This window comes from Massilia sp. Se16.2.3 (genome assembly GCF_014171595.1).
In the GTDB taxonomy this organism is placed as follows: Bacteria; Pseudomonadota; Gammaproteobacteria; order Burkholderiales; family Burkholderiaceae_D; genus Telluria.
In genome coordinates, this window is sequence record NZ_CP050451.1 from 663,295 (window position 1) to 677,630 (window position 14,336).

11 protein-coding genes and 1 pseudogene are annotated in these 14,336 nt (G+C 65.2%); 10 read left to right on the forward strand and 2 right to left on the reverse strand.

Annotated features, from left to right (window positions below; genetic code table 11):
* Positions 1-14: 14 nt before the first annotated feature.
* Together G4G31_RS03140 and G4G31_RS03145 are read right to left on the reverse strand one after the other, a co-directional pair.
* Positions 15-617 carry a hypothetical protein gene (locus G4G31_RS03140; protein WP_182990255.1) on the reverse strand — a complete coding sequence of 201 codons (603 nt, stop codon included), beginning with the start codon at positions 615-617 and terminating at the stop codon, positions 15-17.
* A 239-nt stretch (positions 618-856) separates the two neighbouring features.
* A complete protein-coding gene (locus tag G4G31_RS03145; protein ID WP_182991662.1) occupies positions 857-1,480 on the reverse strand; it encodes an XrtA/PEP-CTERM system exopolysaccharide export protein in 624 nt (207 codons plus the stop codon).
* Positions 1,481-2,407: 927 nt separating this feature from the next.
* Between G4G31_RS03145 and G4G31_RS03150 the strand changes: the two genes are divergently transcribed.
* The 10 genes and pseudogenes from G4G31_RS03150 to G4G31_RS03190 all read left to right on the forward strand — a co-directional run bounded on the left by G4G31_RS03150 (position 2,408) and on the right by G4G31_RS03190 (position 14,309).
* Positions 2,408-3,856 (forward strand): XrtA system polysaccharide chain length determinant, encoded by a 1,449-nt coding sequence (locus tag G4G31_RS03150; RefSeq protein WP_229425315.1) that lies wholly within the window; start codon positions 2,408-2,410, stop codon positions 3,854-3,856.
* A 21-nt stretch (positions 3,857-3,877) separates the two neighbouring features.
* Entirely contained in the window at positions 3,878-4,900 is a 1,023-nt protein-coding gene (locus G4G31_RS03155) for an XrtA-associated tyrosine autokinase (protein ID WP_182990257.1), read from the forward strand.
* Positions 4,901-4,989: 89 nt separating this feature from the next.
* Positions 4,990-6,465, forward strand: a complete 1,476-nt coding sequence (locus G4G31_RS03160; RefSeq protein ID WP_182990258.1) for a TIGR03016 family PEP-CTERM system-associated outer membrane protein — start codon at positions 4,990-4,992, stop codon at positions 6,463-6,465.
* Positions 6,466-6,477: 12 nt separating this feature from the next.
* Complete coding sequence (locus G4G31_RS03165; protein WP_182990259.1) at positions 6,478-7,512, forward strand: XrtA/PEP-CTERM system-associated ATPase; 1,035 nt, start codon at positions 6,478-6,480, stop codon at positions 7,510-7,512.
* Positions 7,509-8,393, forward strand: a complete 885-nt coding sequence (locus G4G31_RS03170) for an XrtA system polysaccharide deacetylase (RefSeq protein ID WP_182990260.1) — start codon at positions 7,509-7,511, stop codon at positions 8,391-8,393. The genes G4G31_RS03165 and G4G31_RS03170 overlap by 4 nt, the downstream gene beginning before the upstream one ends.
* Positions 8,390-9,502 (forward strand): TIGR03087 family PEP-CTERM/XrtA system glycosyltransferase, encoded by a 1,113-nt coding sequence (locus tag G4G31_RS03175; protein ID WP_229425316.1) that lies wholly within the window; start codon positions 8,390-8,392, stop codon positions 9,500-9,502. The genes G4G31_RS03170 and G4G31_RS03175 overlap by 4 nt, the downstream gene beginning before the upstream one ends.
* 160 nt (positions 9,503-9,662) lie before the next feature.
* Positions 9,663-10,417, forward strand: a pseudogene (xrtA, locus tag G4G31_RS25035) (exosortase A); the annotation flags it as partial.
* 30 nt (positions 10,418-10,447) lie between these two features.
* Entirely contained in the window at positions 10,448-11,182 is a 735-nt protein-coding gene (locus G4G31_RS25040) for an exosortase C-terminal domain/associated protein EpsI (protein WP_229425687.1), read from the forward strand.
* A 2-nt stretch (positions 11,183-11,184) separates the two neighbouring features.
* The gene (locus G4G31_RS03185) at positions 11,185-12,372 is read left to right on the forward strand and encodes a TIGR03088 family PEP-CTERM/XrtA system glycosyltransferase (RefSeq protein ID WP_182990261.1); all 1,188 of its coding nucleotides are present in this window, start codon (positions 11,185-11,187) and stop codon (positions 12,370-12,372) included.
* The gene (locus tag G4G31_RS03190) at positions 12,357-14,309 is read left to right on the forward strand and encodes an XrtA/PEP-CTERM system amidotransferase (protein ID WP_182990262.1); all 1,953 of its coding nucleotides are present in this window, start codon (positions 12,357-12,359) and stop codon (positions 14,307-14,309) included. Before G4G31_RS03185 ends, G4G31_RS03190 begins: the two co-directional genes overlap by 16 nt.
* The last annotated feature ends 27 nt before the right edge of the window (positions 14,310-14,336 follow it).

The window sequence follows — 14,336 nt, forward strand, 5'->3', positions numbered from 1 at the left end:
CGCGCCACGAGGGCCTAGCGGAAGGTGGTTTCGAGGTAAGCGGCCAGCTGTGCGCCGGTCCATGGGGTGGCGCTGCCGGTCGGACGGTACGAGCCCTTCAGGCTGAATTCGTCCCAGATCGCCACCACTTTGTCTTCTGCCAGCACGCTCGGGATCCCGGACATGGCCGAGGAACGGGCATTGAGCAGCGCCGTGACGATTTGCATGGCCACGTTGTTGCGGTCGATGGCCTTGACCGGGTTCGGTTGCTCGAGGATTTCCAGCAGCGTGAAGTTCTTCAGGCCGGAATAGCTGCCGCGCGCAGCCAGCACGTCGGCGAAGCGCGTGGTCGGGCTGGTGCCGGTACGCGATTTCCACGCGCTGGAATGGGTTTTCCAGTAGCCGTGCGAACGATTATTGCTGCAGGAATTGGCCGGGTTGTGGCTGGCGGTCTTGATCGACATGAAGCCGGACGGCGAAGCGCAGGTGGCCAGGCTACCGGCCGCCATGCCTGGCTGGCTGTGCAGTGTCAGGATGACGCCGCCTGCACCGAGCCCAGCGCGGGTAAAGCGACGGCGCGCCGCCCCTTTTGGATCAAGGGCCGGCAGTTCGCCAACTGCCTGCGGAGCAGGCGACATCTCTGCAGTTTTATGTTGATCTTCCATAATGCGTTCCTGAGTCCTCGAAAGTAGGCCATACCCAAGCGGGCACAGGTCTTTCCACTGCTTAAGCAAACCTCGTACCAGTTAGCCTATATTACTCATCAATTGATCAATTGCAACAAAAAATCAATCACTTAGCCCCGTAGACAGTCTGGTACGCCCAAACGACGACGGCGCCACCCGGCGCCGTTGTAAGAAAACCCGACAGGGTTCTATCAGAAGAAGCTTTCCGGAATCACCAGAATATCACCCGGGCGCATCGGCATGTTCGCCGAAATATCGCCTTCCTTGATCAGGTCGTCAAGGCGTACGTTGAGTTTTTCCTGCTTGCCGCCGACGTTGCGGATGATGCTCGCCTTGTTGCCGGAAGCGAATTCGGTGACGCCGCCGACCGCGATCAGGACATCCATCAGCGACATGTCGCGGCGGTAGGCCAGCGCCTGCGGCTTGGCGGCCTGGCCGATCACGCGGATCTGCTCGCCGTAGTTACCGACGAAACCAGTGACGACGACGGTGACGACCGGTTGCTGGATGAACTTGGCCAGCGCCTTCTCGATGTCGCGTGCCAGCTCGGTCGAGGTCTTGCCGGCGGCAGGCAGGTCTTCGACCAGCGGCGTGGTGATCTTGCCGTCCGGACGCACCGGCACCGACATCGATACCTCGGGATTGCGCCAGACGATGATATTGACGGCATCGCCCGGGCCGATCAGGTAATCGGCAGGCGCGGCGCCCGCCAGGGCTGCGGCCGATGGTGCCGCCGCCGGCTTGTTGAACCACGCGCAGCCCGACAGGGTCAGGGCGCAGGCAGTAGCCAGGGCCAGTTTGGTCAAATTCGTCATGATCTTGCTCACGTCATTCCCCTTCAGACAAGCAGCGAGCGCGCGGCCCAGACTGTTGTTGTTGCAAATGTAAAATTGTGTTTTAGCCATCAAACCGACGTATTGTATCTTAATCATGCATGCCAAAAAGGCGTGCACGATTGAAATATTGTTATTTTTTACTCCGCTGGCAACAGTTCCCCTCCCTGTCATCAACGGGCACCGGCGAGCGAACAACACGGTCGGCCTGCCTGGTGGACAGTGCCCGATCAGCCAAGCCGCAGTAAACAGCAAGCGGCAACGCGCTGGCAGACCCTATCTATCAGAAGCTCGACTGCATCGCCCTCCTTGTACCGCATTGCTTCAGAAGACCTCGGCACTTTCGCAAGTCCGCAAGCCTGCGAGGGGACGAAACACCCCGACGCCGGAGACTGCAACAGGCGCAACGCCAGCAGGCATGCGGGCTCCGGCAGACAGGCGCTAACGGGCGCGTCCGGAGCGCATTCATTATTTCGGATAGGAATCAATCGTGCAGCCCTTTTGTAATTTAGACATTACAATACAAGGGTTTGATGTTGAGCAAAGGCTGCGGCCGGGTCTGGAAGTGGAAGATTGGCCCGCGCATCTGCCTTGACGTAGTGCAACATTTAGGCTCTGCGGTAGTTTGCTTGTTGATAACAATAGTGCTTCAAGTAGATGCCTTGGGGATTTTTATGCATTGCAGCTAGGAACTTGTGTTGTAAGCGGTGCCATTTTGTCGCCTTACTTGCTCAATTTTCTGGCACGCAATTGCAATTGCACAAACAACAAGCGATGATGCGTGTTCTTTGTTGATTGTTACAGTCCGGCTCCTGGCCGGGCCTTCATGGCGAGACTGACGAGATGGCAGAAATAACAGCCCTTATCCTGAATTTCCTTAAGGCCATCGGTAAATACCGTTGGCATGCAGTGACCATCACCTGGCTGGTGGCGCTGATTGGCTGGGCAATCGTGCTCAAGCTGCCGAACCAGTACGAGACCACCGCGCGGGTCTACGTCGATACCCAGAGCATCCTGAAACCGCTGCTGTCGGGGATGACCTCGTTGCCGAACCTCGATCAGCAGGTGCAGTTCATGCGCCAGACCCTGATCAGCCGTCCGAACGTCGAGCGCGTCATGCGCATGACCGATCTCGACGTCAAGGCAAAGGACGCCGACGAGAAGGAAAAGATGATCGACAACCTGATCTCGAAGATCACCATCGCCGGCACCGAACGCGACGACATCTACACGATCAGCTACAAGGCCACCGACCCGAAGCTGGGCAAGGACGTGGTGCAGTCGCTGCTGACGATCTTCGTCGAGGGCAGCTTCGGCGGCAAGAAGCAGGAATCGGACAAGGCTGTCCAGTTCATCGACGACCAGATCCGCAGCTACGAGGAAAAGCTGGCCGCCGCCGAGGACAAGCTGAAGGAATTCAAGATCAAGAACATGGGCCTGCTGCCGCGTGAAGGCGCCGACTTCGGCAGCCGCGTCAACGCTGCCAACGACGCCCTCAGCCAGGCCAAGCTGGAACTGGCCGAAGCCGAGCAGTCGCGCAACGCCATCCGCCGCCGCATGACCGGCGGCAGCACCGCCGGCGGCACCGTCATGGCCGATCCGGAACTGGAAAGCCGCATCGCGACCGCCCAGAAGAACCTCGACACGCTGCGCCTGCAGTACACCGAGCAGCACCCGGACATCATTGCCACCCGCCGCCTGCTCGACCAGCTGCAGGCGCGCAAGCGGGAAGAAGCGAAGAAGGGCCGTCCCGACCCGGGCGCCGCCGCCAGCCCGATGATGCAGCAGCTGAACGTATCGCTGTCGGACGCCGAATCGCGCGTCGCCAGCCTGCGTGCCCGCGTGGCCGAGTACCAGCAGCGCGTCGCCACCCTGCGCACCCAGAGCACCACCGCGCCGGAAGTCGAAGCCCAGCTGGCCCAGCTGAACCGCGATTACGCGATCAACCGCGAGAACTACCAGAAGCTGGTCGAGCGCCGCGAACAGGCCAAGCTGTCGGGCGACCTCTCGTCGGCCACCGACATGCTGACCTTCCGTGTGATCGAGCCGCCAATGGCACCGCTGGTGCCGACCGGTCCGAACCGCCCGGTGCTGTTCAGCGCCGCCTTCATCGTGGCGCTGATCGCCGGCCTGGCCGGTGCATTCCTGATGAGCCAGTTCCGCCCGACCTTCCTCAGCCAGACCGCGCTGCGTGAAGTGACCGGCGTGCCGATCCTGGGCACCATCAACATGCACTGGACCGATGGCCAGAAGGCGCAGCGCAAGAAGCGCCTGTACGGCCTGGCTGCCACCCTGCTGCTGCTGTTCGGCGTGTACGGCGCCGGCTTGGCGACCATGATGGCCCGTCCGGGCCTGTAAGGAAGAACGTTAGGAGCGAATGTGAGCATTATCGAAAAAGCGGCCAGCCGCATTGACCACACCCGCGCACCAGCGCCAGCCCCGGTCGTCGAACACGACGACCAGGCCATCGTCCTGGAACCGCACGCGGCCCCGGCCTCCGCACACGCTGCACCGGCAATCGAAACCTTCGAACCGACGCCGGCCGAAGCGGCCGCCCTCGCCGCTGCCGCCACGGCAGCGCCGGCGCACGCACCAGCCCCTGCACGGGCCGCAGCAGCGCCAGTGCCACCCGTGCAGGCCCGTAGCGGCGGCCATCGCCCTGGCGCAAAAACGAGCGCCCGCAAGGTCGACCTCGACCTGGCGCGCATGCGCGACGCCGGCATGGTGACCGCCGCCGGCGGACGCACCAACCTGCTCGAGGACTTCCGCGTGATCAAGCGCCCGCTGCTCAAGCGCGCCTTCAGCGAAGCCTCGGCCCCAGGCCGCCCGAACAACCTGATCATGCTTACCAGCTCGCTGCCGGGCGAAGGCAAGACCTATTGCGCCATCAACCTGGCCATGAGCATTGCGATGGAACTCGACCACACCGTGCTGCTGGTCGACGCCGACGTCGCCCGTCCTTCGGTGCTGCGCACGCTCGGCCTGCCGGCCCAGCGCGGCCTGATGGACATCCTGCTCGACGACAAGCTCGACCTGTCGGACGTGATGCTGCGCACGAACGTCGACACCTTGAGCATCCTCCCGGCCGGCACTAGCACGCCGCGCGCGACCGAACTGCTGGCCAGTTCGACGATGACGAGCCTGGTCACCGAGATCGCGCACCGCTATCCTGACCGCGTCATCATTTTCGATTCGCCGCCGCTGCTGCTGACGAGCGAATCGCGCGTCCTGGCCAGCCACATGGGCCAGATCGTGATGGTCGTCGAAGCCCAGGGCACGACCCAGCACGCCGTCAAGGAATCGCTGCGTCAACTCGAAGGCTGCAGCAACGTGAACCTCATCTACAACAAGGCCCGGGACATCCCCGGCATCGAAGAGACGTATGACTATCACTACGGCTAAGCGTTCGCAGCTGCCGTCGCCGCATTTGCCACCGTACGCGTTGCGCCTGGCGCCGCTGGCGGCGGCGCTGCTGGTGGCGCTGCCGGCCCATGCGGACCTGGGACGTCACCCCGACGTTCACCCTGAGCGAAACCTACAGCGACAACGTCAACCTGCGCGCCGACAATGACAAGCGCGCATCCTGGGTGACCGAAGCAATACCGGGCGTTTCCGTGGTGGGCAAGAGCTCGCGCGTGGACTTCGCCGCCAACGCCCGCCTCTACTACTACGCCTACAGCGAAGACGACGTTCCGGGCGTGCGCACCAGCCAGCACGAGTACAACGCCAACGGCCGCGTGAAGGTGGTCGATGAGCTGTTCTATGTCGACGCAGGCGCCAGCAGCAGCGCGCGCAGCATCTCGGCCTTCGGCCCGCTGGCCGAAGATGCCAACGGCAACCGCTACAGCCGCGAAAACCAGACCGACGTCAGCACCTGGCGCATCAGCCCCTACGTGACCCACCGCTTCGGCAACCTGGTCACCGGCACCGCGCGCTATACCCACGACGTGGTGAAATCCGATTCGCGCAGCCTGTTCGGCGACAGCTCGGCCGATGGCGTGGCCATCGACCTCGTCGGCGGCCCGGGCTTTCGCAACGTCGGCTGGAGCCTGCACGCGGCGCATCAGACTGTCGACAACGAGAACTTCGGCGACACCTCGTCGCAAAACATCCTGCTCAATGCGAACTACCGCCTCGGCCCGACGTTCGCGCTGACGGGGTCGGCCGGCTACGACAAGTTCGATTACCAGGCCCTGGGCGGACGCACGGCCGGCGCCAGCTGGACGACCGGCTTCATCTGGGCACCGTCGGCGCGCACCAACCTGCAGATGTCGATCGGCCGCCATTACCTCGGCAACACCGGCATGCTGGCCGCCTCGCATCGCAGCCGCCACAGCGTCTGGAGGCTGAGCTATTCCGACGCCGTCACCACCAGCCGCCAGCAGTTCACGCTGCCGTCGGCGATCGACACCGCGTCCATGCTCGATGCGATGTTCCAGGCCACGATTCCCGATCCGGTGGTGCGGCGCCAGGCGGTGGAAAACTACATGCGCTACGCCAACCTGCCGCCTACGCTGGCCGACAACATCAACTACCTGAGCAACCGCTACATGCGCCAGAAGCTGCTGCAGGCATCGAGCGCGTTCAACTGGCGCCACAGCACCGCCGTGCTGTCGGCCTATGCCAGCGAGCGCGTCGCCCTGTCCTCGTCGGAAGCCGACAGCGGCCTGCTCGGCAGCCAGCTGCGCAGCCTGAACGACAGCGTGCGCCAGGTTGGCGTGAACGCCTCCTACAACTACCGCCTGAGCGCGCGTTCGAGCGCGCAGGCCTCGGCATCGGCATCGCATACGCGCTCGCTCACGACCGACCTCGAAGGCAACCAGCAATCGTTGCGCCTGGGCCTGACCCACCGCTTCGGCCGCTCGGTGCGCGGCAGCCTGGAAGTGCGCCGCCTCGTCGGCGAGAGCGAAATCCGCCACGACTATACCGAAAACGCCGTCTCCGCCACCCTCACGGTCCAGCTCTAACGGAGTAACACGATGTACGAAACCTATTACGGACTCTCGGCCAAGCCCTTCCAGCTGCGCCCCGATCCCCATTTCTTCTTCGGCAGCAAGGGCCACAAGCGTGCCATGGCCTACCTGGAATATGGCCTGTCGCAGGGTGAGGGCTTCATCGTCATCACCGGCGAAATCGGCGCCGGCAAGACCACGCTGGTGCGCAACCTGTTCAGCAAGCTGCCGTCGGACCAGATCGTCGCCGCCCACATCGTCAATACCCACCTGGATCCGGACGACACGCTGCGCATGGTGGTGTCGGCCTTCGGCCTGCCCTATGAAGGCGCCAGCAAGACCGACATGCTGACCCGCCTCGAGCACTTCCTGCGCAGCGTCGACCGCCAGGGCCAGCGCGCCCTGCTCGTCATCGACGAAGCCCAGAACCTGAGCCCGAAGACGGTCGAGGAACTGCGCATGCTGTCGAACTTCCAGACCGACGACAAGTCGCTGCTGCAGACCTTCCTGCTCGGCCAGCCGGAGTTCCGCGCCACCCTGCACAGCCCCAGCATGCAGCAGTTGCGCCAGCGCGTGATCGCCAGCTACCACCTGGGCCCGATGGACGCGCAGGAAACCCGCGCCTACATCGAGCACCGCCTGCACACGGTCGGCTGGCAGGGCGACCCGGCTTTCGATGACGGCGCCCACGCCGCCATCTTCGGCTACACCGGCGGCATCCCGCGCAAGACCAACACCCTGCTCGACCGCGTGCTCCTGATGGGCTACCTGGAAGAACTGCACGAGTTCAACGAGGGGCACATCCAGACCGTCATCAGCGACATCAGCGAGGAATTCCAGGCACCGAACCCGGTCGGCACGCCGGCCGCCGACACGCTGCGCATCGAATCGATCGAGGACGGCCTCGGCCTGCCCGAGCGCCGCGCCAGCGCCGAGGTGCTCGACGAGCGTATGATGCGCCTCGAGAAATCGATCGTGTCGGTGCTGTCGATCCTGAAGAAAATCGTCGCCACCCCGCCGCAGGGGAACCCGGCGCATCACCACGTGGATACCCAGGAATGAAAATGCAAGCTCCCGCAGCCCGGCCGCAGCGCCAGCCGGGTGAGCGTATCCGCAACGCCATGACCTGCGACGTCGAAGACTACTTCCAGGTCTCGGCCTTCGCTCCCTACATCAGCCGCGACAGCTGGCCGGCGCGCGAATGCCGCGTCGAAGCCAATGTCGATCGCATCCTGGCGCTGTTCGAGCGCCACGACGTGAAAGGCACCTTCTTCACGCTGGGCTGGATCGCCGAGCGCTATCCGCAGATGGTGCGCCGCATCGTCGCGGCCGGCCATGAACTGGCCAGCCACGGCTACGGCCACCTGCGCGCGTCCGACCAGAGCCGCGCGGAGTTCGACAACGACATCCGGTCGAGCAAGGCGCTGCTGGAAGACATCGGCGGCCAGCAGATCATCGGCTACCGCGCCCCGAGTTTTTCCATCGGCCATGGCAACCTGTGGGCATTGGAAGCGCTGACGCAAGCCGGCTACCGCTACAGCTCGAGCATCTACCCGATCGCCCACGACCATTACGGCATGCCGGACGCGCCCCGTTTCGCCTTCTATCCGAACGGCCCGGACGGGCTGCTGGAAATCCCGATCACCACGGCCATGCTGGGCGGTCGCAAGCTGCCGGCCGGCGGCGGCGGCTATTTCCGCCTGCTGCCCTACGCGCTCTCGCGCTGGATGGTCAAGCGCGTCAACGAGATCGACAACGAGCCGGCGCTGTTCTACTTCCACCCGTGGGAAGTCGATCCTGGCCAGCCGCGCCCCGAAGGCCTGGGTGCCAAGGCGCGCTTCCGCCACTACATCAACATCGAGCGCATGGAAGGGCGCATTGCCGCCCTCGCCCAGGATTTCGCGTGGGACCGGATGGACCGCATTTTCCTGGAACGGCCATGAATTCGATCATCGAGGGCGTGCTGCAAAAGAAGGCGGCGGCGGTCGCGGAAGCCGCCAAACCCGACCTGCTGCTGCTGGTACACCGCATCCCCTACCCGCCGAACAAGGGCGACAAGATCCGCTCCTACCACCTGCTGAAGCACCTGGCGGGCAAGTATCGCGTGCATCTGGCGACCTTTGTCGACGACGAAGCCGACTGGCAGTACGTGCCCAACGTCGAGGCCCTGTGCGCGAGCAGCCATTTCGCCCGGCTCGACCCGAAAAAGGGCAAGCTGCGCAGTGCCGGCGCGCTCGCCACGGGTAAATCGCTGTCGCTGGCCTACTACCGCGACGCCGGCATGCAGCAGTGGGTGACGCACACCATGCGCGAACACGGCATCGCGCGCGTGATGATGTTCTCGTCGGTGATGGCGCAGTACGCCGAACAATTCCCGGCCGCGCGCCGCGTGATCGATTTCTGCGACGTCGATTCCGACAAGTGGCGCCAGTACGCCGAGAAGAAAAAGTGGCCGATGAGCTGGGTGTACCGCCACGAGGCGAAGAGCCTGCTCGACTACGAGCGCCGCGTCGCCGAGATCTGCGACGCTTCCCTGTTCGTGTCCGAGCCGGAAGCGGAACTGTTCCGCGGCCTGGCGCCGGAAAACCGCGCCAAGATCGGCTTCTTCAACAACGGCGTCGACACCGAGTACTTCAGCCCCGAGCGCAGCTACGACAATCCGTTCGCGGCAGGAGAACAGGCCATGGTCTTCACCGGCGCCATGGACTACTGGCCGAACATCGATGCCGTCAAATGGTTTGCCGCCGAGGTGCTGCCGCGCGTGCGCGCCGCCGTGCCGCAGGCGCGCTTCTACATCGTCGGCTCGCGTCCGGCACCGGAAGTGCAGGCACTGGCGGGCGACGCCATCGCGGTGACCGGCACCGTGCCCGACGTGCGCCCCTACCTGGCCCACTGCAGCGTGGCGGTGGCACCCCTGCGCATCGCGCGCGGCATCCAGAACAAGGTGCTCGAAGCGATGGCGATGGCCCGTCCCGTCGTTGCCTCGCCCCAGGCCTCACGAGGGCATCGACGCCGCCAGCGGGCGCGAACTGCTCGTCGCCGACGCCCCTGAAGCCTACGCCGACGCCGTGATTGCGCTGCTGCGTACCCCGGACGACACCATGGGCCGCGCCGCGCGCGCCAGCGTCGAACGCCGTTACAGCTGGCCGGCCCACCTGTCCCAGATCGAAACGAGGTTCGAATGCTGATGAACGACAACCCGGCAATCGCCGGTGCCGGCGCGGGACGCCTGTCGGTCCCGAACGCGGCCATCATCATCGCCGCCCCTGCTCGCGCCCTTCCTGCTGTACTGGAGCACCGCCGCCTCGATCGTCTCGGTCTGGAACAGCTCCGAGACCTTCGCCCACGGCTATGCCATCCTGCCGATCAGCCTGTGGCTGGTGTGGCGCCGGCGCGAAGTGTTCGCGCGCATTCCAGCCGCGCCCGGTGGCCGGCCCCGGGTTTGCTCGCCCTGTGCGGCGCCGGCTGGCTGGTGGCGCGCGCCGGCGAAGTGCAGGTGGTGATGCAGTACGCTTTCGTCGCCATGCTCCCGGTCGTCGCGCTCGCGCTGATGGGCCGGCGCCTGGCCGGCTCGCTGACCTTCCCGCTGCTGTTCCTGCTGTTCGCGGTCCCCTTCGGCGAAGTCTTCGTCCACCCTTTGATCAACTTCACCGCCGACTTCACGGTGGCGATGGTGCGCGCCACCGGCATTCCGGTGCTGCGCAACGGCACCCAGTTCGAACTGCCGACCGGCAGCTGGTCGGTGGTGGAAGCCTGCAGCGGCGTGCGCTACCTGATTTCCTCGATCACGCTGGGCTGCCTGTATGCCTACCTGAGCTACCGCTCGGCCAAGCGCCGCGCCCTGTTCATCGGCCTGTCGGTGATCGTGCCGATCGTCGCCAACGGCCTGCGCGCCTACATGATCGTCATGATCGGCCACATGAGCGGCATGGAACTGGCCACCGGTGTCGACCACCTGATCTACGGCTGGCTGTTCTTCGGCCTGGTCATGTTCATCATGTTCTGGATCGGCAGCTACTGGCGCGAAGACGAGGCCGACACGGCACCGACCGCCGCCGATGCCGCTGCCGGCGCGCCGAGCGTGCGCCCTGCCCCGACCCGTACGGTGGCCACCGCGGCGATTGCATCGGTGCTGGTGTGCGCCGTGTGGCCGCTGCTGGCCGCGCTGAGCGACAAGGCCGCCCACAACCCGGCGCCGGTAGTGCTGGACGGATCGAACCTGGCGTCGCGCCCTGCCGGCGAGCCGACCTGGAGCCCGGAATACATGGCGGCCGACGCGACCCTGAAGGGCGCCTACACGGCGGCCGGCGCCCCTGTGGACCTGAACGTCCTGTACTACCGCAACCAGGGTCCCGAGAAGCGCCTGATCAGCTCCGTGAACCGGGTCGACCTGCGCAAGCAGGGCTTCCGCCACGTGGCTTCCGAAGGCCGCGTCGAGGAGTTCAACGGCCGGCAGCTGGCGCTGCGCGAAACGCGCGTCAAGGGCCCGCAGGGTAACTACCTGGTCTGGCACTGGCACTGGGTCGATGGCCGCTTCACCGCCAACGACTACCTGGGCAAGCTGTGGCAGGCGAAAGCCAAGCTCATGATGCATGGCGACGATGGCGCCCTCCTCATGATCGCCACCCCGGTCGGCGAGCAGCCGGAAGCGGCACGTGCCGCCCTGCGCGCCTTCCTGCAATCGAACCTGGCGCCGCTGCAGTCGACGCTCGAGGCAACGCGGGAACGGTAATCATGGCTGTAACGAAGAACCGGCCAGCGCAGACGCCGCTGGTCGTGCACCTGATCTACCGGCTCGACTTCGGCGGGCTGGAAACCCTGCTGGTCGACTGCATCAACCACATGCCACCCGAGCGCTACCGGCACGCCGTCGTCTGCCTGACCGGCTACACGGCGTTTGCCGAGAAGATCACGCGTCCCGGCGTCGAACTGTATTCGCTCGACAAGCAACCGGGCCTGGGCCTCGGCATCCACGTCAAACTGTTCAAGCTGCTGCGCCAGCTGCGCCCGGCCGTCCTGCACACCTATAACTTCGCCTGCGCGGAGTATGCGGTGCCGGCCCTGGCTGCCGGCGTGCCGGTGCGCATTCACGCCGAGCATGGCCGCGACGCCAGCGATCCGCAGGGCCTGAACCGCAAGCACAACTTCCTGCGCCGCGCCCCGGTGCCCTTCATCGACCGCTACGTGCCGGTGTCGCACGACCTGGCGCGCTGGCTGACGAACGTCGTCGGTATTCCGGCCGCGAAGTCCGAGCTGATCATGAACGGCGTCGACACGGTGCGCTTCGCGCCGCAGCTGGCCGCGGCCGGCACGCCGTGGCCGGCAGACACTTTCGTCATCGGCACCGTCGGCCGCCTGCAGGACGTGAAGGACCAGGCCACGCTGATCGAGGCCTTTGCCCTGCTGTGCGCGGCACGCCCGGAGGGGCGCTCCAGGCTGCGCCTGGCGGTCGTCGGCGACGGCCCGCTGCGCGAGAAGCTCGCGCAGAAGGCGGCTGACGCCGGCGTGGCGGACCTGGTCTGGTTCCCCGGCGCGCGCAACGACATTCCCGAACTGATGCGCGCTTTCGATGTCTTCGCCCTGTCCTCGATCGCCGAGGGCACGCCGGTGACGCTGCTCGAAGCGATGGCCTGCGGCCTGCCCGTCGTGGCCACAAGCGTCGGCGGCATCCCGGAAGTAGTGCAGGAGGGCGTGAACGGTGCGCTGGTCCCGGCCAGCAACCCGCAGGCGCTGGCCGCCGCGCTGGGCCGCTATGTCGACGAGCGCGCACTCGTGGCCGCGCACGGCGCCGCGGCCCGCCTGAACATCGAACGCCATTACAGCGTTGCCGCGATGGTCGGCGCCTACACGGCGCTGTACGACCGCCTGTGCAACACCAAGACAACCCTCAAAGAGATGACCCAACCATGTGCGGAATCGTAGGCATTTTTGACCCACGGGGCACGCGTGTATTCGACCGCGGCGCACTCGAACGGATGAACCAGACCCAGTTCCATCGCGGCCCTGTCGAAGGCGACGTGTACCTGGAACCGGGCGTGGGCTTCGGCCACCGCCGCCTGTCGATCATCGACCTCGCGGCCGGCCAGCAGCCGCTGTTCAACGAAGACCACACGATCGTCACCGTGTTCAACGGCGAGATCTACAATTTCCGCGAACTGACCGCCGAACTCACAAGCCTCGGCCACACCTTCCGCACCCATTCGGACACCGAGACCATCGTCCACGCATGGGAACAGTGGGGAGAAGACTGCGTCCAGCACCTGCGCGGCATGTTCGCCTTCGCCATCTGGGACCGCAACCAGAAGATCTTCTTCGTCGCGCGCGACCACATCGGCATCAAGCCGCTGCACTACGCCTTCCTGCCGGACGGCACCTTCGTGTTCGGCTCGGAACTCAAATCCCTGCTGTCCTTCCCCGAACTGCCGCGCGTGATCGAACCGCGCGCCGTCGAGGAATACTTCGCCTACGGCTACGTGCCCGAGCCGCGTACCATCTTCAAGGATGCCTTCAAGCTGGCGCCCGGCTACTCGCTGACGCTCAAAGTGGGTGCGAACGCGGCCAATGCGAAACCGCGCCGCTGGTGGGACGTGCCGTTCAAGCCGCATGGCGCGATGACGGAAAAACAGATGGAAGAAGAGCTGGTGGTGCGCCTGCGCGAAGCGGTCGAGAGCCAGATGGAAGCCGAAGTGCCGCTGGGCGCCTTCCTCTCGGGCGGCGTTGACTCCAGCGCCATCGTCGCCATGATGGCCGGCCTGTCGAAGGAGCCGGTGAATACCTGCTCGATCGCCTTCAACGATGCCGCGTTCGACGAGTCGCAGTGGGCGCGCCAGGTGGCCGAACAGTACAAGACGAATCACCAGTGCGAAACCGTCGACAAGGACGATTACGGCCTGGTCGACCTGCTGGCCGGCCTGTACGACGAGCCCTATGCCGACAGCTCGGCCATCCCGACCTACCGCGTCTGCGAGCTGGCTCGCAAACGCGTTACCGTTGCCCTGTCCGGCGATGGCGGCGACGAGAATTTTGCCGGCTACCGCCGCCACCGCATGGCGATGGGCGAGCAGCAGGTGCGTTCGATGCTGCCGCTGGCGCTGCGCAAGCCCGTGTTCGGCTTCCTGGGTAAAGCCTATCCGAAGGCCGACTGGGCGCCGCGCATCTTCCGCGCCAAGACGACTTTCGAGGCGCTGGCGCGCGACCTGACCGAGGGTTACTTCCACGGCGTGTCGATCCTGGTCGACCGCGTGCGCGACCAGCTGTTCTCGGATGGCTTCCGCAGCCAGCTGCAGGGTTACCGCGCGGTCGAGGTGATGCGCGGCCACGCCGCCAAGGCGCCGACCGAGGATCCGCTGTCGATCATCCAGTACATCGACATGAAGACTTACCTGCCGGGCGACATTCTTACCAAGGTCGACCGCGCCAGCATGGCGCACGCGCTGGAAGTGCGCGTGCCGCTGCTGGACCACAAGTTCGTCGAGTGGGTCTCGGGCCTGCCGTCGAATTCGAAACTGCGCAACGGCGAGGGCAAGCACATCTTCAAGAAGGCGCTGCAGCCCTACCTGTCCGACGACATCCTGTACCGCAAAAAAATGGGCTTCTCGATTCCGCTGGCGTCCTGGCTGCGCGGCCCGCTGCGCGAATCGATGAAGGCGGCGGTGCTGAACCCGATGTTGCTGGACACCGGCATCTTCAACCGCAACTACCTGCAGCGGATGGTCGACGAACACCTGGCCGGCACCAAGGACCACAGCACTGCGCTGTGGGCCGTGCTGATGTTCGAAGCTTTCCTGCGCAAGAACGGCGCCGACAGCGCCGGCGCCGCCGTCCAGATGGACAGCCCGCTGATCGCCACCGCCGCATAACGACATACTGAAGTTTGGAGCAAGACC

Excerpts from the sequence above, each read along its gene's own strand:
- G4G31_RS03140 (WP_182990255.1), bottom strand. The coding sequence starts at position 617 with ATGTCGCCTGCTCCGCAGGCAGTTGGCGAACTGCCGGCCCTTGATCCA.
- G4G31_RS03145 (WP_182991662.1), bottom strand. The coding sequence starts at position 1,480 with ATGACGAATTTGACCAAACTGGCCCTGGCTACTGCCTGCGCCCTGACC.
- G4G31_RS03160 (WP_182990258.1), top strand. The coding sequence starts at position 4,990 with ATGCGGACCTGGGACGTCACCCCGACGTTCACCCTGAGCGAAACCTAC.
- G4G31_RS03165 (WP_182990259.1), top strand. The coding sequence starts at position 6,478 with ATGTACGAAACCTATTACGGACTCTCGGCCAAGCCCTTCCAGCTGCGC.
- G4G31_RS03170 (WP_182990260.1), top strand. The coding sequence starts at position 7,509 with ATGAAAATGCAAGCTCCCGCAGCCCGGCCGCAGCGCCAGCCGGGTGAG.
- G4G31_RS03175 (WP_229425316.1), top strand. The coding sequence starts at position 8,390 with ATGAATTCGATCATCGAGGGCGTGCTGCAAAAGAAGGCGGCGGCGGTC.
- G4G31_RS25040 (WP_229425687.1), top strand. The coding sequence starts at position 10,448 with ATGTTCTGGATCGGCAGCTACTGGCGCGAAGACGAGGCCGACACGGCA.
- G4G31_RS03185 (WP_182990261.1), top strand. The coding sequence starts at position 11,185 with ATGGCTGTAACGAAGAACCGGCCAGCGCAGACGCCGCTGGTCGTGCAC.
- G4G31_RS03190 (WP_182990262.1), top strand. The coding sequence starts at position 12,357 with ATGTGCGGAATCGTAGGCATTTTTGACCCACGGGGCACGCGTGTATTC.